General features: G+C 37.5%; 18 protein-coding genes and 2 pseudogenes. 7 read left to right on the top strand and 13 right to left on the bottom strand.

Annotated features, from left to right (window positions below):
- The first annotated feature begins 160 nt into the window (after window positions 1–160).
- The gene (locus H592_RS0103565) at window positions 161–1,375 is read left to right on the top strand and encodes a DEAD/DEAH box helicase (RefSeq protein ID WP_028867553.1); all 1,215 of its coding nucleotides are present in this window, start codon (window positions 161–163) and stop codon (window positions 1,373–1,375) included.
- 104 nt (window positions 1,376–1,479) lie between these two features.
- Here the strand turns inward: H592_RS0103565 and H592_RS0103560 are convergent, their stop codons facing one another.
- Both H592_RS0103560 and H592_RS24540 read right to left on the bottom strand, forming a co-directional pair.
- A complete protein-coding gene (locus tag H592_RS0103560) occupies window positions 1,480–1,956 on the bottom strand; it encodes a DUF3465 domain-containing protein (RefSeq protein WP_245600357.1) in 477 nt (158 codons plus the stop codon).
- Window positions 1,957–2,031: 75 nt separating this feature from the next.
- Window positions 2,032–2,169: pseudogene (locus H592_RS24540) on the bottom strand (excalibur calcium-binding domain-containing protein); the annotation flags it as partial.
- Window positions 2,170–2,701: 532 nt separating this feature from the next.
- Here H592_RS24540 and H592_RS0103550 point away from each other — a divergent pair.
- Both H592_RS0103550 and H592_RS0103545 read left to right on the top strand, forming a co-directional pair.
- Window positions 2,702–3,115, top strand: a complete 414-nt coding sequence (locus H592_RS0103550; RefSeq protein WP_028867550.1) for a hypothetical protein — start codon at window positions 2,702–2,704, stop codon at window positions 3,113–3,115.
- Window positions 3,116–3,521: 406 nt separating this feature from the next.
- Window positions 3,522–4,217, top strand: a complete 696-nt coding sequence (locus H592_RS0103545; RefSeq protein WP_051368947.1) for a hypothetical protein — start codon at window positions 3,522–3,524, stop codon at window positions 4,215–4,217.
- An 84-nt stretch (window positions 4,218–4,301) separates the two neighbouring features.
- Here the strand turns inward: H592_RS0103545 and H592_RS23505 are convergent, their stop codons facing one another.
- The 4 genes from H592_RS23505 to ahpC form a co-directional block, all read right to left on the bottom strand.
- A complete protein-coding gene (locus tag H592_RS23505) occupies window positions 4,302–4,460 on the bottom strand; it encodes a YqaE/Pmp3 family membrane protein (protein WP_037070811.1) in 159 nt (52 codons plus the stop codon).
- Window positions 4,461–4,536: 76 nt separating this feature from the next.
- Window positions 4,537–4,782: a hypothetical protein gene (locus H592_RS0103540; protein WP_028867548.1), complete on the bottom strand. Its 246-nt coding sequence runs from the start codon at window positions 4,780–4,782 to the stop codon at window positions 4,537–4,539.
- A gap of 326 nt (window positions 4,783–5,108) precedes the next feature.
- A complete protein-coding gene (gene ahpF / locus H592_RS0103535) occupies window positions 5,109–6,704 on the bottom strand; it encodes an alkyl hydroperoxide reductase subunit F (RefSeq protein WP_028867547.1) in 1,596 nt (531 codons plus the stop codon).
- Between the two features lie 205 nt (window positions 6,705–6,909).
- A complete protein-coding gene (ahpC, locus tag H592_RS0103530; protein WP_028867546.1) occupies window positions 6,910–7,467 on the bottom strand; it encodes an alkyl hydroperoxide reductase subunit C in 558 nt (185 codons plus the stop codon).
- A gap of 664 nt (window positions 7,468–8,131) precedes the next feature.
- Between ahpC and proB the strand changes: the two genes are divergently transcribed.
- Complete coding sequence (gene proB, locus H592_RS0103525) at window positions 8,132–9,235, top strand: glutamate 5-kinase (RefSeq protein ID WP_028867545.1); 1,104 nt, start codon at window positions 8,132–8,134, stop codon at window positions 9,233–9,235.
- Between the two features lie 128 nt (window positions 9,236–9,363).
- Here the strand turns inward: proB and fruA are convergent, their stop codons facing one another.
- The 3 genes from fruA to fruB are packed head-to-tail and all read right to left on the bottom strand — an operon-like array spanning window position 9,364 to window position 13,311.
- The gene (fruA, locus tag H592_RS0103520) at window positions 9,364–11,124 is read right to left on the bottom strand and encodes a PTS fructose transporter subunit IIBC (RefSeq protein WP_028867544.1); all 1,761 of its coding nucleotides are present in this window, start codon (window positions 11,122–11,124) and stop codon (window positions 9,364–9,366) included.
- A 30-nt stretch (window positions 11,125–11,154) separates the two neighbouring features.
- On the bottom strand, window positions 11,155–12,177 hold the full coding sequence (pfkB, locus tag H592_RS0103515; protein ID WP_028867543.1) for a 1-phosphofructokinase: 1,023 nt from the start codon (window positions 12,175–12,177) through the stop codon (window positions 11,155–11,157).
- A 3-nt stretch (window positions 12,178–12,180) separates the two neighbouring features.
- On the bottom strand, window positions 12,181–13,311 hold the full coding sequence (gene fruB / locus H592_RS0103510; protein WP_028867542.1) for a fused PTS fructose transporter subunit IIA/HPr protein: 1,131 nt from the start codon (window positions 13,309–13,311) through the stop codon (window positions 12,181–12,183).
- A 260-nt stretch (window positions 13,312–13,571) separates the two neighbouring features.
- On the opposite strand from fruB, the gene cra reads away from it, so the two are divergent.
- Entirely contained in the window at window positions 13,572–14,552 is a 981-nt protein-coding gene (cra, locus tag H592_RS0103505) for a catabolite repressor/activator (protein WP_028867541.1), read from the top strand.
- Window positions 14,553–14,682: 130 nt separating this feature from the next.
- Here cra and H592_RS0103500 read toward each other — a convergent pair whose 3' ends face one another.
- The 4 genes from H592_RS0103500 to H592_RS0103485 all read right to left on the bottom strand — a co-directional run bounded on the left by H592_RS0103500 (window position 14,683) and on the right by H592_RS0103485 (window position 17,739).
- Window positions 14,683–15,306, bottom strand: a complete 624-nt coding sequence (locus H592_RS0103500; RefSeq protein WP_028867540.1) for a PEP-CTERM sorting domain-containing protein — start codon at window positions 15,304–15,306, stop codon at window positions 14,683–14,685.
- A gap of 294 nt (window positions 15,307–15,600) precedes the next feature.
- Entirely contained in the window at window positions 15,601–16,311 is a 711-nt protein-coding gene (gene thiQ, locus H592_RS0103495) for a thiamine ABC transporter ATP-binding protein (RefSeq protein WP_028867539.1), read from the bottom strand.
- Window positions 16,304–16,696 carry an ABC transporter permease family protein gene (locus tag H592_RS0103490; protein ID WP_028867538.1) on the bottom strand — a complete coding sequence of 131 codons (393 nt, stop codon included), beginning with the start codon at window positions 16,694–16,696 and terminating at the stop codon, window positions 16,304–16,306. Before H592_RS0103490 ends, thiQ begins: the two co-directional genes overlap by 8 nt.
- Before the next feature lie 17 nt (window positions 16,697–16,713).
- Window positions 16,714–17,739, bottom strand: a complete 1,026-nt coding sequence (locus H592_RS0103485) for an IS630 family transposase (RefSeq protein ID WP_028867537.1) — start codon at window positions 17,737–17,739, stop codon at window positions 16,714–16,716.
- Between the two features lie 66 nt (window positions 17,740–17,805).
- Between H592_RS0103485 and H592_RS23500 the strand changes: the two are divergent.
- Both H592_RS23500 and H592_RS0103480 read left to right on the top strand, forming a co-directional pair.
- Window positions 17,806–17,949, top strand: a pseudogene (locus H592_RS23500) (type II toxin-antitoxin system RelE/ParE family toxin); the annotation flags it as partial.
- Window positions 17,942–18,220 carry a helix-turn-helix domain-containing protein gene (locus H592_RS0103480; RefSeq protein ID WP_028867536.1) on the top strand — a complete coding sequence of 93 codons (279 nt, stop codon included), beginning with the start codon at window positions 17,942–17,944 and terminating at the stop codon, window positions 18,218–18,220. The pseudogene H592_RS23500 and the gene H592_RS0103480, both read left to right, overlap by 8 nt.
- The last annotated feature ends 634 nt before the right edge of the window (window positions 18,221–18,854 follow it).

Here is an 18,854-nt window from a genome sequence, read left to right as displayed (position 1 = left end):
CAACAAATAAAACCGAATAATTCATAAAACCTGTCACTTTTCCATCTTTGTTATGCACATCACCGTTTAGCGTTAGCGACAGTGAGATACGCTTGATACTTTGCTTATGTAAAAATGTGGCCGTTTTATACCATTTTAACTTGATAAGTAGAGACAAAAAATGACATTTTCATCCCTTGGATTAAGTGATCCAATTGTACAAGCCGTAACTGAACAAGGTTATACAACGCCAACTCCTATCCAAGAAAAAGCAATCCCTGTTGTATTAAAAGGCAAAAACCTAATTGCTGCCGCTCAAACAGGTACCGGCAAAACAGCGAGTTTTGTTTTACCGATATTACAAAAATTAATTGATGCGCCTTTAGTTCGCCCTAAACGTGTTCACGCTATGATTTTAACACCGACGCGTGAGCTAGCTATTCAAGTGGAAGCCAATATTCAACTTTATGCCAAGCACCTTAATATTACTTCGATGGCTATGTATGGTGGCGTGGATGTTGAACCACAAAAGCAAAGCTTGATTGAAGGTGTTGATATTTTAGTAGCGACCCCTGGTCGTTTGTTAGATATGTACACACGTCGTGCCATTCACTTTGATGAAACCTCTATTCTAGTGATTGATGAAGCGGATCGCATGTTAGACATGGGTTTCATCGCAGATATTAATAAAATCGTTGAGAAGTTGCCTGAACAACGTCAAAACCTGTTATTTTCAGCGACTTTATCAAAGCAAGTACGCTTTTTAGCAAGAACAGCTGTGACCGATGCGGTAGAGATATCAATTGCACCAGAAAATGTTACTGTTCCTAAAATTGCCCAGCGTTTGATCACTGTCGATAAAGAGTTTAAATCGGCATTATTAAGCCATTTGATCCATGAGAATAAATGGCAACAAGCCTTGATATTCATCGAAACTAAACGTGGTGCCGCTAAACTAGTCAGTCAGTTAGAAAAGCGAGAGATTGCAGCAGAATCATTCCATAGTGGACGAAGCCAAGCGGTGCGTGAGCAGTTAATGGCAGACTTTAAAGAGGGAAAAATTCAGTTCTTAGTAGCAACGGGTATCGCTGCTCGTGGTATTGATATTGATGATTTAGAACGTGTAATTAACTACGACTTACCTGATGAAGCCGAAGATTATGTACATCGTATTGGTCGTACTGGTCGTGCTGGCGCTGAAGGTGAAGCTATTTCATTGGTATCGCGTGATGACTTTAGAAACCTATGTGCTATCGAACGTCATTTAGGTTACTTCATTAACCGTGAAGTGATTGAAGGCTTTGAAGCGAAGTTGGTTGTGCCTGATTCAAACGCTGCACACGCACCGAAAAAAGCGCAAAAAGGCCGTCGTCGCCAATCATCGATCAAACGCTAAACTAATATTAGTGATCACTTGCCTTAACAGCGATAAACAACTTTTAAGGCAAATTAATGAGCTCGAATGCTGAGCTCATTTTAAGTTTAACGGCACTTTTGTTGTTATTGATAAACTAGACCAGCATGCCTTAACCACCCATCGATATGACGTTGCTTAGGATCTTTATGTGTCCAATGCATCACACCACCATGTTTATTCCATTCATATTCACCATAAAATTCAATGCTATCACCGACTTTTAGAGTGTTTATTCTTGGCGCTAAATCTATATTATGTGCGACCAGTAATGTTTGCCCAGTATTCGTTTTTATAATAAAACGTTGATGCTGAGAACCTTTTAGGTCATCAGTAAGTAGTTTCACCACTGTTCCTTTACCAGCAATCTGTAAATCTGAACGCTTATCTTTAAAAGCATCACTCAGGCGTTGTTCGCTATTAGCCGAAATGCTGATTGTGTAAGCTGCTTCTTTTATCTGCTCATATTTGGCTAATGGCTCTGAAGTAACCCCATTAGGTTGGCTTTGGTTATCACACGCAGCAAGCAACAGCGCTAACAGCATAAGCATGCTATTTTTCATCAATACTTTTCCTTATCCGAGTTGAGATTATTTATAGCTATTAATCCTCCTCTTCGTTAATGACTATAAATGAATTTAAAAACGAGAATCACTTTCACAGGGCTCGCCGTCGTGGTCACCGTCCATTTTGGTATTTGGGCAGTTCTCTATGAAAAAGATCGCTTCCGCTTTTGAACGCATTTCACTGCAATAGGTTCGACCATCACATCGGTATTTTGAATTTGCTAGTTCACTTTTTTTATTAAATAAATTAATAGAAGCTTTACGTTCACTTTTAGTTTCACTTGGCAAAATAATAATCGATCCTTTTACTGACTCAAGGCGCTCACAAATCACACCATCAGGAACTTTCCCGTATAAAATTCGGCCTTCTTTAGTCGTACATTTTATTTTGTCATCAATGGAAACACTTGGAGTGTTAGCAGTAATAAGAGGCAATTCATTATTTGAATATAAAAAGTAAGCGTATCCACCAGCAATAAGTAGTATTAATATTGTGAACATTTTGATCATTGAAAGTCTCTTTAATTTATCCTGATTCTTTGGCTACTAGTATCAAGCTAATGACGATAAGCAACACAAAAAGCGCCTAAATTAATGCTTTTTGTAAAGCATCACGAATGATATTTATGAACTAACGCGTCATTATTTGAAAATTAATTACAAATTTGTGAAATAAAACAACATAGGCAACGGTCTTGATATGTTCTGTATTAAACCGTTTAACATTTTTAAGGATTTCCCTATGTCACAACCTGTTTCAGCAAACCTACAAAACCGCCTTCAGTGGTCACTTTTTTCATTACGCTTAGGTATTTTTATCGTTTTCTTTATGTGGACATTAGATAAATTTATCAATCCAGCACACAGTGCGCTGGTTATGAAAGCATTTTATGGTATCAATGGAGTAAGTGATACCATCTTTTATATTCTTGGCGCACTACAACTGTTGTTAGTTCTTGCATTTGTTGCTGGCATCAAAAAACGCCTTACTTACGGTATTATTTTATTAATGCACGCTGCATCCACTTTTTCTTCATTCCCTCGCTACATTGACGGTTTCAATAACCTATTATTTTTTGCTGCGTGGCCTATGCTTGCGGCTTGTATTGCACTTTATCTACTAAGAGATGCAGATGTAAAACTAACGGTTAAGTAGTTTTTACACCTAAGTTAATCTTATCAATTGATCGCTAACTCAATGATCTATAATGGGTTAGCGATTGTTGTAAGTTATTTTAAAGTAATTAGATATTACCGTTTGAGACTAAACAATAAATCCAAGCAAATAATCCAAGCAAATAATCCAAGCAAATAATCCAAGCAAATAATCCAAGCAAATAATCCAAGCAAATAATCCAGCAAAAACTAATACAGTTAACAATAAAAGACACACAAAAAAATACAACAAAAATCACATATTACAATTATTTCTCTTTACTTTTTCATTATTTAAATAGTGTGATTTTTTGTTTGTGAAGATATAATATTGCGTCTCATTAATAAAGTAGAACGGAATCTCGCATTAAGGACAATACACCATACTTTATTTTAGCGGAGTAACTATGTCATCTGATTTACGCATCATCCTAAAAGGCTTTCAACAATTTTTACTGTTATCTCTTTTAGTGACCTTACCTATTTTAGCTCTTGCCTTTGATCTTATTTATATGCAGCACGGTGTGATCAACTTAGATCAAGGTATCTCTGAGTATTCAGCAACAGAGCTTTTACAGGAAACTTTATTATTTTGTACCACCTTATCTTTTACCTATACCGCTTATAAAGACCCTTCAGTCAGACATTTCAGTGTGCTTATTGCAGGCTTTTTTGCCTGTATGTTAATTCGGGAACTTGATGGTTTACTGGATACTATTCAACACGGCTTTTGGGTTTACCCTGCTACGTTGGTTGCTTTATTGTCGATTATCCATGCTTTAAAAGCCCCTGAAAAGACATTAAGCGCCTTCGCTAGATTCGTACAAAGTCGACACTTTATTAGTTTAAGCATTGGCATGACATTATTACTGGTCTTTTCACGTATTTTTGGAATGGGTGAATTATGGCAAGGCATTTTAGGTCCCGATTATGAGCGCCTTATAAAACGCGTGGTAGAGGAAGGGTTGGAGGTATTAGGCTATACCGTCATATTTTATGCTGCTATGGGATATTTAAAGAGTTTTTTAGCTGGACGGCAAGCGACAACTAAAACAGCAGATGAACAACAATTATATTCAGAACACATTGTCTGTTCTGATTAGAAAGCATCAAAAAAGTACTATAAAAAAGCCATAAATGGTCCTATTTATGGCTTTTTTGCACTTCTTTTATTACCTAAAAACACTTTATCTGGTTGTAAGCCATAACGCATGAATAATGCCGGGTACAAAAAAGAAAATACTAAGAACAAGATTAATAATAAAATCTTTCCCTAGTCCAAATTTTAGAAAAACAGCCAAAGGTGGTAATAAGATACAGATGATAATATTTAGTAATTGATTCAAAATACTCTCCTAATTAAATATAATGGCTTAATAAAATAAAAATAAGTTATGTAGATTACCCATAATCTATATTCATTTAAGATGTAGAAAAATTTTTCCTTTTACAATACGTTTTTTGTTTTTGTAAGCCTTTTAACTTTGCTCTTAAAGACTGCCCTCTTTTTTCACTATAACGATTTTCCATTGCAGTTTTAACTTTAGCAATTTTATTATCAATCTGCGCACATGAGTGGGCATTAATTTTTTCATTATCTCCCGCAAAGACAACATGAGATAAGAACAAGAAGGCAAAAGGTACCCCTAATTTATTTAAGATTAACATATAATTACCTCAAAAAGATGAGACTCTTTTTATAATAAGCTTATCAAAAGAATAACCAAATGATGATTAATAGCCAATATTAAATATTAATACATACCAATTTATTATAAAAAATCATACCAATTACAAGTAGAAAAATTAGTAGTAGAACTTATATCTGTTTATGTAAATGATGATTGAACGTATTAATTAACAACTTAAATTCAAAGGCGAATAAACAAAAAAAGAGCGTGTAACCCGCACAATAACAGGAGACACACTCACTTGATTTTAATTATTTATAGTTAAAATTATCTAATAACTTTAACTTAATCATAAGACATAACTTAAGCAACTTGTTCCGATTTTGAGAAAGGCACAGGTGTTCTAATTAAATGGTCAAAAGCACTTAAGCTCGCTTTTGAACCCTCGCCCATCGCAATAATAATTTGCTTATAAGGTACGGTTGTTACATCACCTGCAGCAAATACACCCGGTAACGATGTTTCCCCTTTAGCATTCACTTCAATTTCACCACGAGCAGATAAAGCAACACCGCTGTCTTTTAAGAAATCACTATTTGGTACTAAACCGATTTGCACAAAGATCCCAGCAAGCTCAATTTGGTTTTCTTCACCACTCACACGGTCGACATAGTTGAGAGCAGTCACACGAGTACCATCTCCAATGACCTCTGTTGTTTGTGCACTTTTAATAATAGTCACGTTAGCCAGACTGTTTGCTTTGTTTACAAGTACCTGATCTGCTCGTAGTGTATCTGCAAACTCTAATACTGTTACATGCTCAACTAACCCTGCTAAATCGATAGCTGCTTCAATACCTGAGTTACCGCCACCAATTACCGCTACTTTTTTGCCTTTAAATAATGGGCCGTCACAGTGTGGGCAGTAAGCAACGCCTTTATTACTGTATTGCTCTTCACCGGGTACGTTCATTTTTCTCCAGCGCGCACCAGTCGATAAAATGACGCTTCGGCTTTTCAATATTGCACCGCTTTCAAGCTCGACATGAATGTAACCATCTTCTGTTTTTTCAGCAGCAACAACTGCACTGGCACGTTGCTCATTCATAATATCAACGTCGTATTCTTTTACATGCTCTTCAAGTGCAGCAGCTAATTTAGGGCCTTGTGTCTCTTTTACTGAGATGAAGTTCTCAATCGCCATTGTATCCATGACTTGTCCGCCAAAACGTTCAGCAACGACGCCAGTACGAATACCTTTACGTGCGGCATAAATGGCAGCTGATGCACCCGCAGGTCCACCGCCTACAACTAATATTTCATAGGGTTGTTTCTCATTCAATACCGCGGCTTTTTTCTTAGCTGCTCCTGTATCAACTTTGCTTAATATTTCGCTTAATGTAATACGGCCTTGGGTAAAAACTTCACCGTTTAAAAATACACTGGGTACTGCCATAATATTACGTTCAGCGACTTCAGCTTGGAAGGCTCCACCGTCAATCATGGTTGTGCTAATCTTTGGATTAATCGCAGCCATCATATTTAATGCTTGTACAACATCAGGACAGTTTTGACAGCTTAAAGAAATAAACACTTCAAAGTTGAACTCACCTTCTAAGTTTCTTACTTGCTCGATCACTTCTGAGTCAATTTTCATAGGGTGACCACCGCTATGTAACAGAGCCAGCACTAATGATGTGAATTCATGACCCATTGGTAAACCAGCAAAACCGATAGCGGTGTTTTTAGCTGGATTAACCACTTGCATAATAGGTTTACGTTCACTTGCAGCGGCATCTTCAATCACAGTAATTTTATCGTGTAATGAAGCAATATCAGTTGCTAACGAGTGTAATTTTGTTGCCGTTTCACTGTCATCAAGGCTTAATACTAATTGTACGTCTGTTTTTAAGTTTTCTAGGTAAGCTTTAAGCTGGGTTTTCATATTTTGATCTAACATAATGTCACCTTTATATTTTTGGGCTGTATTTATTTACGTTTAGTTAAAAACGTAATGAGCAATTTTGGTTAATTTAAAAATCGACTCTCTGGTCAACAAGGCTTTATAAAAATCTATTTTTAAATGACCTCAGTCGATAGGACTAAGGTCTATTATTACTAAGCAACGTATAGGTTACTTAGCTTTTAGGTTTAGCTCTGTAGACTTAGATTTTACCTACTAGGTCTAATGAAGGTGCTAACGTTGCTTCACCTTCTTTCCATTTAGCAGGACATACTTCACCTGGGTGTGCAGCAACATATTGCGCCGCTTTCACTTTGCGCATTAGGTCTTCAGCATCACGACCAACACCTTCAGCAGTAACTTCTAGTGCTTGCACAACACCTTCTGGATCCATCAAGAACGTACCACGGTTTGCAAGGCCTTGACCTTCACGCATCATACCGAAGTTATTTGTGATAGCGCCTGATTGGTCACCAACCATGAAGTAGTTAATTTTACCAATTGTGTCTGAACTATCGTGCCATGCTTTGTGGGTGAAGTGCGTATCAGTTGATACAGAGAAAACTTCTACACCACGTTTTTGTAATTCTTCGTAATGGTCAGCAACATCGCCTAACTCAGTAGGACAAACAAACGTAAAGTCAGCTGGGTAGAAGAAAAAGATAGACCATTTACCTAGTACGTCTTTCTCAGAAATCTCTACGAATTCACCTTGTTTAAATGCAGTCGCGTTAAATGGTTTAAGTTTAGAATTGATCATTTTATTATTCCTATTAAGTGAGTTAGTTACATTAATTGGGCTCGTTCTGCGAGTCCATGGAAAGCATTGTGTAGCAAATCGATTGATAGGTAAAATTGTTAATTTCAATTAAATTAATAGTCAAAACAAATCAAAGTAACATCAATAGAACGTAAGATAAAGCTGCTAGCTAGAAAGAGGGGTAGTTAAAACACAGATAGCGAATAAAGTGGGGACTTAAAAAGATTATTACAGGTAGATGATATTAGAGATAAAAATGTTTTGAGTTATATCAATAAAAAATAAAATTTAGAATGATTTTTAAAATACAAAAATAGCCTCACAGGCCCATGATTAGTGTAAAAGCAGCATATTTAGGAATAAATGTATTTAATTCAAACAAAAATCAAACAAAATATAAGCATAATTTTGTGATACACTACACAAATCATATGGAATTACTTCATCTGAGTAACCTTTAAATCAACTTAGTAAGGCAGGACATAGAATAATGACTCTATTGAGAAGTTATAATATATCAACCACGCTTCCCCCACCAAGATCCAGCACTTTTCCAAACTAAAAATAACTATAAAATTTTCAATGCGACAAATCGCTTCTTACTCTTGCGATTGATGTTGCACATTTATAAAAAGAGTAATGCAGTAAAGTTAAAAGAGAAAATATGAAAAATCATAAATGGAATCGAATTGTACTTAAAGTCGGTAGCGCACTCATTGCACCAGAGAGAAAAGGTTGTAGTTCACGCTACTTATTACATATCGCCAAATTTATATTACAGTGCAGAGATATGGGCATTGAAGTTATTCTTGTCTCTTCAGGTTCAGTTGCAGCTGGCGCACACTTTTTCGGTGAAATAGAAAACCCATCTCTCCCAATAAAAAAAGCAATGGCCGCAGCAGGTCAAAATGAAATGATGGCAGCATGGGATCGTTTCTTTGATTTCCCTTCAGCACAAATTCTTTTAACGCATGGTGATTTCCAAGATAGAGAGAGATATGACAGTGTGCGTGAAACTATCTTCGCATTGCTCGAACATGGCATTTTACCCGTTGTTAATGAAAATGACGTAGTAACAACAGATGCATTAAAAGTGGGTGATAACGATAATTTATCAGCAATGGTTGCAGCGGCGGCAGATGCAGACGCATTAATCATATGTTCTGACATTGACGGCTTATATAATAAAAACCCACATACTAATGACGATGCGGTGATGATTAAAAACGTGAGTGCTATCGATCAAAGCATTTACGATATGGCCGGTGGCGCACATAGCAGCGTTGGTACTGGCGGTATGCAAACTAAAATAGAAGCAGCTGAAAAAGCAACATCACATGGTCTTACTACCTATATAATCAATGGCTTTAAAGAAAGCTCCTTTGAGCAGTTAATACTGGGTAATAACCCCGGTACTGTTTTTGCACCTTATGCAAAACCAATGGAAGAAGATTTACATTGGATGACTCATACATCAAGAGCACAGGGTGAAGTTGTTATTGGAGATGGATTTGAATACCCTCTACATGAAAATAGTGACCAGCTAACGAGTAATGAAATAGTTGAAGTGGTCGGTGAATTCTCAGCCGGAGATACTATTTTAATTCGTAGTGATGATGGTAAACACTTAGCTAAAGCTGAAGCGAACTACAGCAGCTGTTTACTTAACTTCATTTCAGAACATGACAATCAAGATGATGAGAATGAATATCTGCATCAAACGGGTCCGTTAGTATCAGATAAGAATATTGCAATACTAGACCAATAAAGCGATAAGTTTAGGGCTAAAACTCATCATAAAAGCCCCTGTAAATAAAAAGGGAGCTTACGACTAATATCGTAAGCTCCCTTTTTATTGAGTGATTTAAAAACTCACTTATATTTTTTAAGCTTGTTTTAAACTACAACAGCTTGTTTTACTTCTTCTTTATTTTTCAAGAAAGCATAGGTGAAACCTGTTACAGCTGTACCCGCTGCGATTGCCACTAAGTATAATAATACCGGTGAGATTGCATTTGGAATCAACAGAACAAATAAACCACCGTGCGGAGCGAGTAACTGTGCGCCGAACAACATAGATAAACCACCCGTTAATGCACCACCAGCCATACAACTTGGAATAACACGCATCGGATCTTTTGCTGCAAATGGGATTGCACCTTCAGAAATAAAGCATAACCCTAAAACAAATGATGCTTTTCCGGCTTCACGTTCACTATCAATAAATTTTTTCTTCGCAAGGAAAGTTGCTAAGCCCATGCCAAGCGCAGGCACCATACCGGCAGCCATAATAGCAGCCATTGGACCGTATGATTGAGAAGCTAATAGACCTACACCAAATGTGTATGCCGCTTTATTAACAGGACCACCTAAATCGAAACACATCATACAGCCTAATACTATTCCTAATAGAACAGCATTAGTTGACCCCATATTAGTTAGGAATTCAGTAAGTGCAGCCATAATGCTAGCAACAGGACCACCGACAATATAAATCATCACTAAGCCAGTGAATAGACTCGCTACAAAAGGAATGATCAGAATAGGTTTAAGGGCTTCCATTGATTGTGGCAATGACACTTTATCCGCAATAAATTTAGCTGCATAACCTGCGATGAAACCCGCTGCAATCCCCCCTAAGAAACCTGCACCAAGTTGGCTTGCTAACATACCACCAATTAAACCCGGTGCTAAACCTGGGCGGTCGGCAATCGAGAATGCAATAAAACCAGCCAATACGGGGATCATTAATGCAAAAGCAGCACCGCCACCAATATCCATCAAGGTTGCAGCAATCGTGCCTTTTTCTTTAAATGCTTCAATACCAAATACAAACGAAAGCGCAATCAACAAACCACCCGCAATAACAACAGGCAACATATGTGAAACCCCTGTCATAAGATGTTTATAGACGCCCTTCTTCTCTTCACTTTGAGATGAGTTTACGTTACCGCTTGCTTGAAAAACTGAAGCTTGTGAAAAAGCTTTAGTGATTTCTTGCTCGGTTTTTTTAAGTGCTAAACTAGTGCTTGTTTTGTACAGACGTTTACCATTAAAACGTTCAAGTGGTACTTCGATATCAGCAGCAATAATCACTAGATCCGCATCAGCAACATCCTGATCCGTTAATTGATTCTTTGCACCTACCGACCCACGTGTTTCTACTTTAATAATATGCCCTTGGCGCTTAGCTTCACTCTCTAACGCTTCAGCAGCCATAAAGGTATGTGCAACTCCCGTTGGACAAGCTGTGATAGCAACAATTTTCTTTGCACTATTACTGTCAGAACTCTTCATTGCAGTAGTTGAAGCAACGATTGCACCTTTACTCGCTTTAGCAGCAGTTAACTCTTGAGCTGAATTAATTGCATTACCCAACCAGGCTTGTGGATCTTCCGTACAATCAGCAATCGCACCTTGGTAGACTTTTTTACCAACAAAACGTGTCGTATCGATATCACTATTAGTGGCGATAATAATCGCATCGGCAGCAGCAATAACAGCAGCAGTTAAAGGCTCAACAGGTAATACCGTTGATTGGCACTCTATCGATGCATTAATGTTTAACTTTTCACTTGCTTGCTTTAATAAACCAGCAGCAATGATACTGTTTGCTACGCCACTTGGACATGCAGTTACAATAGCTATATTTTTCATATTCAATCCTTAAATTAGTTATTGGCGTATTTACACGCTTGTTGAAATAGGGTTATTGTGAGTGATCTCTTTTTGTAATTCCGTTACCGCTTCAAGACTAGGTACACCTACGCCTACTTGCGTCACAGCAAGAGCGGATAGCGCGGTAGCAAACGATAATGTTTGTTCTGCTTGCCACTGTTTCATGTGTCCCCAACAAAAACCTGCTACTAACGTATCTCCAGCTCCCACAGTACTAACAACATTCATTTTTGGTGGTTGGGCGTAGCGCCACAAGGTGTTGTTTTGGTCATTTTGGCTGTGTTGGTTTTTTGGCTCATCTTGCGCAGTGCTGTCTAACCACATCACTCCTTTTGAGCCCAATGACACAACGATATTTTGAATACCCTTGCTGGCCAGATCCTGTGCCGCTTGTTGGCAAGCTTTAGGCGTATTCAATTCACGTCCGATAAATTCTGATAGCTCTTCATCATTGGGTTTAATTAACCATGGGTGTGCATCTAAACCAGCAGCTAACGCAGCGCGGCTACTATCAAATATGACTTTTTTACCCAGTTGATGTAGCTTTTCTATCCAACTTGCACACAGTTCAGGTGAAATACCTTTAGGTAAACTACCTGCAAGCACAAAAAACTGATGCGTTTCAGCTAACTTAAATAAAGCAGTTTCAAATTCACCAATAGCTTGTTCAGAAACTTCAACACCTGGGAAATTAATATCACTCACTTGGCCATTTTTTTCGACTAGTTTGACATTAATACGCGTTGAACCATCAACACGGATAAACTTATCCTGAGCATTCATTTCGCTAAATAAGGTACAAAACAAGGCTTCATTATCACGCCCTAAAAAACCAGTGACAGTCACCTCTGCACCTAAATCAGAAAGTACTTTTGCAACGTTAACGCCTTTACCTGCTGCATGTAATGAACCAGTATTTGCTAAACTTACCGAGCCAGTATTTAAGGTATCCAAACTACCTGTTAAATCTAATGCAGGGTTCAATGTGATAGTGACCACTTTATTATCTTCAATCGCATGTTGATTAGTCATGATTTACCCCTCACTCAGGCCAGAAGCAATCGCTTCACCAATACCTACTAGCGCTTCTTTTGCATCAGGCCCCTCTGCGGTAAATTGTAATGAGTTACCGTGTTTAACCCCTAAACCAATCACTTTCATCAGACTTTTTGCATCAACGAATTTATTTTCGCCATCAATATTTGATACTTTAATTGTTGATTTATATTTCTTAACGGTTGCCACTAACATTGCACTAGGACGAGCATGTAAACCGTGTGCATTTTGAATTTTGAACGTCGCGACATTATCGCCATCAACAGAGACTTGTTGTACTGAACCGTTGAACAAAGCGACTAATTCAGCGGCAGTGGAGGTGAAAATTTTTGTTTGTTGCTGCTCAAACACCAACTGGCTAATGGTGTTTAACAGCGTACGATGTGAATCATTACAAGCAGCAATAGCAATGACGGCCTTCACTGGTAATCCTTTATATTCGCAGGCTTCGCTAGTCGTTAAAATAGACATAGCAGAACGTTTAACGCCTTGGTCTCCACTCACTAACCACAAGCCATTACCTAGATGTGTGACCTCTTTTGTGACTAACTCAGCAACAAATTGACTTTCTACACTACCACTATTTTTTAATAGGCCACCTGCGACAGCGCTCATTTGAATCATGTCAGTCGCTGGGAAATTTAAATGTATTAAAGTGGGGTTGAAGTCAGCTTCAAACTGCACTTCACCATTTAATAACTTGATGATGTCATCTTTTGTTTTAGCTTGTTTTAATTTACCTTCTACATCATCAGCAGATAACACTTTAGTTAATTGCTTTAAAATACCTAAGTGTTCGTCAGACTTAGCAGCAATACCAATTGCGACATAAGCTACATTTCCATCCCCCCAATTCACCCCTTCAGGGAAATGATGTACCACAACACCGGTTTTATTCACCAAATCTCGTGTATCTGTTGTGCCATGAGGAATCGCAATGCCATTACCTAAAAATGTTGAATTTTGTTTTTCTCGGTTAAGCATGCCAGTCACGTATTGCTCCGCCACTAAACCGTTATCAGTCAGTTGCTTAGCAATTGCTTTAATGGCAGTGGTTTTATCACTTGCGCTTTGTTGTAAGGTTATATCGTTATTAGTTAGTGTCAGCATCGGTCTTAATCTCTCGCTCTATTAATGAATTATTCGCTATTAACGCTTTACTGAATCGATTCAGCAAAACATTCAAAAAATTTTCAATAAGCTTATAAAATAATAATTAATACGTTACGCTGGTCTCAATTATTGCAAACTTTAAGTCTTACTGAATCGTTTCAGCTTTTATAGTGAATCGATTCAGCATATAATGCAACTACTAAACATATTAGACTTGCATTAATTTGATCTTGTCGACATAAATAAGGATCTTAACCATGACATTAGATAATATTGCCAAATTAGCAGGCGTATCAAAAACCACTGCAAGCTATGTCATTAATGGTAAAGCCAAGAAATATAGGATCAGTGAAAAGACGCAACTGAGAGTGATGGCGGTTGTTAATGAACACAATTATAGTCCTGACCATGCTGCGTCAGCCCTGCGTGCTGGTAGTAGCCGATCTTTTGGGCTGATCATTCCAGATCTTGAAAACAGCAGTTATACAAAATTAGCCAAATTACTCGAATCTAATTCTCGTAAAGCAGGTTATCAAATACTGATTGGATGTTCAGATGATGATCCAGAAACAGAGAAGAACTTAGTAAAAGCATTATTGAGTCGTCGTATTGATGCGCTTTTTGTTGCGAGCTCATTGCCTGATGGCAGCGAATATTATTTGAAAATACAACAGCAAGGCACGCCCATTATTGCCCTTGACCGCGCCTTAGATGATGAATATTTTGGTTGTGTGATCAGTGAGGATTTTGATGGTGCTTATGAATTAACAGGATCCATGATCACTGAGCATGTAAAGTCTATTGGCCTGATTGGCGCCTTACCTACATTAAATATCTCTCGTCAACGTCACGCAGGTTTTAAAGCGCAAGCCGAAAAACAAGGAATAACCTGTACTTCTATTTATGGCGAGCACTTTAATAGTGAATCTGGCAAAGCCGCTTTTAAACAATGGGTAGCAGAAGACAAAATACCAGATGCCATTATTGTGACTTCTTATACGATGTTGGAAGGTATTTTAGATGTGTTAATTGAGCAACCAACGCTCATGCAAACAGTCAAACTAGCTACCTTTGGTGATAATCGCTTGTTAGACTTTTTACCGATTAAAATTAACTCTTTAGCACAGCAATTCGAACTGATTGCAGACAGTGCACTGGAACTAGGTTTAAATGCATCAGCTAAACGTTATCAAACGGGATTAGAGTTAATACCAAGGAAAATTATAATTCGAGCATAGAACAGGTATGGCACAGAGGGAGCTTTGAATCTTTGAATCTTTGAATCTTTGAATCTTAAAAACAATAAAGCACCAAACTTTCGAGTGGTGCTTTTGAGTAAAGCTTAATTTATAAATTAAGCTTATTAAATTAAGCTTGTTTTTTGAATCGACGTGATGCTAAGCCAATAAGCGCTAGACCAAAGATAATCATTGTTGATGGCGCAGGTACTGCCGTTACAGCTGTAATTGTGGTTGAGAAATAAGCATTTAAATCAGTATAAGATTCAGATGACCAAATCCAATCTGCATTAGCATCAACACCACTTCTTAACCCCCAAGGTCCGATTCCATTATAAGAGGTACCTAATAAACTAGTGCTAGCAGTTGTATAGTTATTCCAACCAGTCGTGCTTACATTCCAATCAACATTATTAGTTAATAATTGTGCCAAACCGTTGTTAAACACGTGATCATTAGTATCTATACTAAAATCACCTAAAAATCCGGCTATATAGCCCCAGTCTTGCGCTTTAACATGTAGGTAATAGTCTGTTCCTGCCGTTAAATTAGTACTAAAAGTGTCCGTTACAGTCCAATCATTACCAGAGACTAATAAAGCACCTTGTACGCTATCATCGGTGCTTAAATATGCAGAAAATGTATTATCCACATTTAAGTTCCCGGTCAGTACACTTGCATTCGCTATATTAAATAAGCTCGCAATTGAGAAAATCATGCATGTCACTATCGATTTCATTGATTTCAATTTCATAAAGTACTCCTTTACTTCCCTTGTTTACGTTTTATAGGGAATAGTTAAACAACAATATACCTACAAAGGAGCAAGTAACGATCCAACTTTAACAATTGCTTAAATATCAACCATGTAATTACCCATAATTAGTTACCTACAATTAAGTTGTAAATAAAGCTGACACTTCCATGGGAGAAATCATTATAATTAATACAAATAGTAGAACTAAAATCATTAAAGCGACACCATAAGTCGTTGTTCATGAATAGAATATGGCCTAAATTGATTGAATAGTATACCGAAAAAATCCTATCACCTATTCATTTCGGCGCTCAAAAAATACACTAGTTGCTTATTGTTATGAGTCGTATTGAGGTAAGTAATTTTTTCAACGGCTAAGGCAGTGCCTCGGTCGATAAAAACAAAGTCAGAGGCTACGGATAATGCATCATGAATATGATGAGTGACCATCAACACGGTAACATTTTGTAATTTAGCCAATGACTTAACTGACTTCAACATTGCCACTCGCAACACAGGATCTAAGGCAGAGAAAGGCTCATCTAGCAGTAGGATAGGTTTATCCTGTACAAAGCAACGCGCTAACGCGATACGTTGTTGCTGCCCTCCAGAAAGTTGAGCAGGCAAACGATCTAATAAGCTCTCTACACCAACTTGCTCGCTGACAGTATGTAGACGTAACTTTTGCTCAGCATTAAGTTTTAAGCCAGGATGTAAACCTAATGCAATATTTTCATAGGCAGAAAGGTGCGTAAATAGATTATTATCCTGAAACAAGATTGAAAGTGGTCGCTGATGCGGTGCTTGCTTAAGGATTGAACTGTTATTTATTTTGATCTCTCCTTGCACTGGTGTAATAAAACCCGCCAATAAATTTAAAAGCGTGCTTTTACCGGCTCCACTTGGCCCAAGAATAGCGACTACACTGCCGGCTTCAACCTCTAAATCAAAATGAAAGCTTTGCTGTTTATAATGATAATTAACGTCTGTAAATTTAATCATGTTGAGTTCTTCTTTCTTTAAATAGATATTCCACCACTATAAAAACACCCACACTCAACACCAATAGCACCAACGCAATGACAGCTGCTGATTGCATTTGATAACTGCCTAATAATTGGAAAAGATATAAAGGTAAAGTACTAAAGTTATGGCTACCAAATAATGCAATCGCACTTAAATCACCCACGGACAGCACAAAGCTTAAACACAGCGCTTGTAAAATAGGTCGTCGTAACGCTTTCCATTCAACCCAATAAAAACGATGCCACCAAAATACACCTATGCTCGCACATAATAATTCATATTTTTGAGCATTATGTAACATAGGTAATGACAAACTCTTTAATACAAAAGGCAAAGCCATTAATGCATTAACTGCAATCACTATATACCCATCCCACTTCAAGATGCAGGCGTTAGCTTTTGAAAGTTGTCATTAATTCGACTCGATAATGAGTCTCCTATCTCAGGAAGTTTACTTTCAAAAAACTGATCAATCTGTTCTCGAAATTCTTGGGCACTAGAAAAATATTTATTATTTCTCACATGTTCATTCATTACTTTCCACAGTCGCTCTATTGGATTCAAATTGGGGCTGTAAGGTGGTAAATAATGAAGTTGAATATTAAGCTCATTCGCTTTGTTTTTTACTATATTTGACCGATGATAAGCTGCGCCATCGAGTACCAAATGAATACTCAGATCCGGCGGATGTTGTGCCCTCAATTCTGCTAAGAAAATATTAATATAATCACTATTTACTTTTTCATAACGTTTAACAATCGCCGAACCAATTTCGCTTAAGTTAATAGCGCCAATAATATTTAATCGTGTTCGACTTCCGGTTGTCTCAATACTTTTATCTTGGCCAGTTTGGATCCACCCACATGCTACTTTAGTCGCCTGAGTTGGATGCATTGCATCCATAAACAAAATAGGTGAGTTACCTGCGGTAGCTTTGAGTTGTTTGTAATACTCGATAAATTCAGCTTGTTTATCGGCATCAAATTTATGAGGAACACCTTTTGGATATTTGTAACTAAATTTATGCTGATGCAACCATTTATTCAGTCCAGAAACACTAAATGAGATATTCCAAGTATCGAAAACGTAATCAATGATTTGGTAAGAATATCGATAAGTATTATTGGATAAATGAAGTATCAAAGATTCTGTTTGAGCAACAGATAAATAACCGTGAGAGCCACCATTTTCAGGTTTTAATTTGCCCGTCGCAAGATATTCATTGATGTGTCGATTAACACTTGTCTCATGAATGAGTAAAGCTTCCGCAATCTGACTAGTAGACCACCCATTTGAATGGTGGATAATGGCTTTAATACGATCACAAACACGCTTATCACGAGTTTCGTGATGTAACTGCATTAATTTATGCTTTTGGTCAGAAGTGAGGTTTATTTTTTGCATTGAGGTAGCATGATCCTCATTAAGCTAAAAATCAAGCATCTTCATTGATCACGGGTATATGTCTTTGCCAAGAGTGACAAAGCGAATATTAATTCTAAAGAGAAATTAGCACTAAAAGAGTTAGCTAAAGAGTTTCTAGGGTTTGATCAGAATGAGCTAAACCAACTTGTAAATGATGGCGAACTTATTAAGGTAGAAAACGATGAGTGATATTTTAAAAGCAGTACATAAAACAGCTAAAGGCCTACAGAAATCTGGTTCGATAGATAAAACCACTATGCGTAAGTTTGATGCACTTTGTTTAACTAGTGTGCATGAGTTTACACCAGATCAAGTTCGAGCACTTAGGCTTAAAAATAAACTTTCTCAACCCGTCTTTGCTCGTTATTTTAATGTGAGTGATAAGTTAGTAAAAAAATGGGAACAAGGAGACAGTAAGCCAAGAGGTGCTGCATTGAAAATGCTATCACTCGCTGAATAAAAAGGTCTCGATATCATCGCTTGATTCAACGTAATCTAAAAATGGAACCTGAATAAGATGTGCTATTCCCGCAAATGAGGTTCAACAATCAAACACAAAAGTGCTGGCCCCCAAGCAAACTAATGGGGTCACAAACTAATGGGGTCAAGTCTTTCATTTTGAATCATCTTACAAGAGGAAAAACCTGCTCCTGGAACTTGAAATGCAGCGAAAACAATTGAAACAAGCAATATCAGATAGTTACAATAAAACCTTACTCAATGTGGCTACAACTCCCCCCACCGTTGAACTTTCCCAAATCATTTATTGCTTTTAGCAAACCCAAACAGGATGTTTGGTTTAGGCTCGTTCTGGCCATGGATGGCCTGCAAGAGCCGGTGCGTTATAGAAGTAATTGATTAATTGGATCAGAAAGTGATTCGGTGGTCAGTTTCTTTGAGTTCTTTGTAGGTATAGGTCTTTTCTGATAAAAGAAAGTTTGGTCGCCGACAGGGCGAGCGCAGACGAGCTAAAACAGAAAGCAGTAACCAAAATTTCAGCCTTAATCATTAAAGTAAACAATATCAGATAACAACAATAAAACTTTACTCAATATGGCTACAACTCCCCACCGTTGAGCTTTCCCAAATCATTC

Source organism: Psychromonas arctica DSM 14288 (assembly GCF_000482725.1).
Classification (GTDB): Bacteria; Pseudomonadota; Gammaproteobacteria; order Enterobacterales; family Psychromonadaceae; genus Psychromonas; species Psychromonas arctica.
This window is presented reverse-complemented; position numbering and strand designations above follow the sequence as displayed.

Coding starts and splice junctions, on each gene's coding strand:
- H592_RS0103485 (WP_028867537.1), bottom strand. CDS start 17,739: ATGCAAAAAATAAACCTCACTTCTGACCAAAAGCATAAATTAATGCAG.
- H592_RS0103500 (WP_028867540.1), bottom strand. CDS start 15,306: ATGAAATTGAAATCAATGAAATCGATAGTGACATGCATGATTTTCTCA.
- fruA (WP_028867544.1), bottom strand. CDS start 11,124: ATGAAAAATATAGCTATTGTAACTGCATGTCCAAGTGGCGTAGCAAAC.
- ahpF (WP_028867547.1), bottom strand. CDS start 6,704: ATGTTAGATCAAAATATGAAAACCCAGCTTAAAGCTTACCTAGAAAAC.
- H592_RS0103560 (WP_245600357.1), bottom strand. CDS start 1,956: ATGAAAAATAGCATGCTTATGCTGTTAGCGCTGTTGCTTGCTGCGTGT.
- cra (WP_028867541.1), top strand. CDS start 13,572: ATGACATTAGATAATATTGCCAAATTAGCAGGCGTATCAAAAACCACT.
- H592_RS0103545 (WP_051368947.1), top strand. CDS start 3,522: ATGTCATCTGATTTACGCATCATCCTAAAAGGCTTTCAACAATTTTTA.
- ahpC (WP_028867546.1), bottom strand. CDS start 7,467: ATGATCAATTCTAAACTTAAACCATTTAACGCGACTGCATTTAAACAA.
- H592_RS0103565 (WP_028867553.1), top strand. CDS start 161: ATGACATTTTCATCCCTTGGATTAAGTGATCCAATTGTACAAGCCGTA.
- pfkB (WP_028867543.1), bottom strand. CDS start 12,177: ATGACTAATCAACATGCGATTGAAGATAATAAAGTGGTCACTATCACA.
- H592_RS0103480 (WP_028867536.1), top strand. CDS start 17,942: ATGAGTGATATTTTAAAAGCAGTACATAAAACAGCTAAAGGCCTACAG.
- fruB (WP_028867542.1), bottom strand. CDS start 13,311: ATGCTGACACTAACTAATAACGATATAACCTTACAACAAAGCGCAAGT.
- thiQ (WP_028867539.1), bottom strand. CDS start 16,311: ATGATTAAATTTACAGACGTTAATTATCATTATAAACAGCAAAGCTTT.
- proB (WP_028867545.1), top strand. CDS start 8,132: ATGAAAAATCATAAATGGAATCGAATTGTACTTAAAGTCGGTAGCGCA.
- H592_RS0103550 (WP_028867550.1), top strand. CDS start 2,702: ATGTCACAACCTGTTTCAGCAAACCTACAAAACCGCCTTCAGTGGTCA.
- H592_RS0103540 (WP_028867548.1), bottom strand. CDS start 4,782: ATGTTAATCTTAAATAAATTAGGGGTACCTTTTGCCTTCTTGTTCTTA.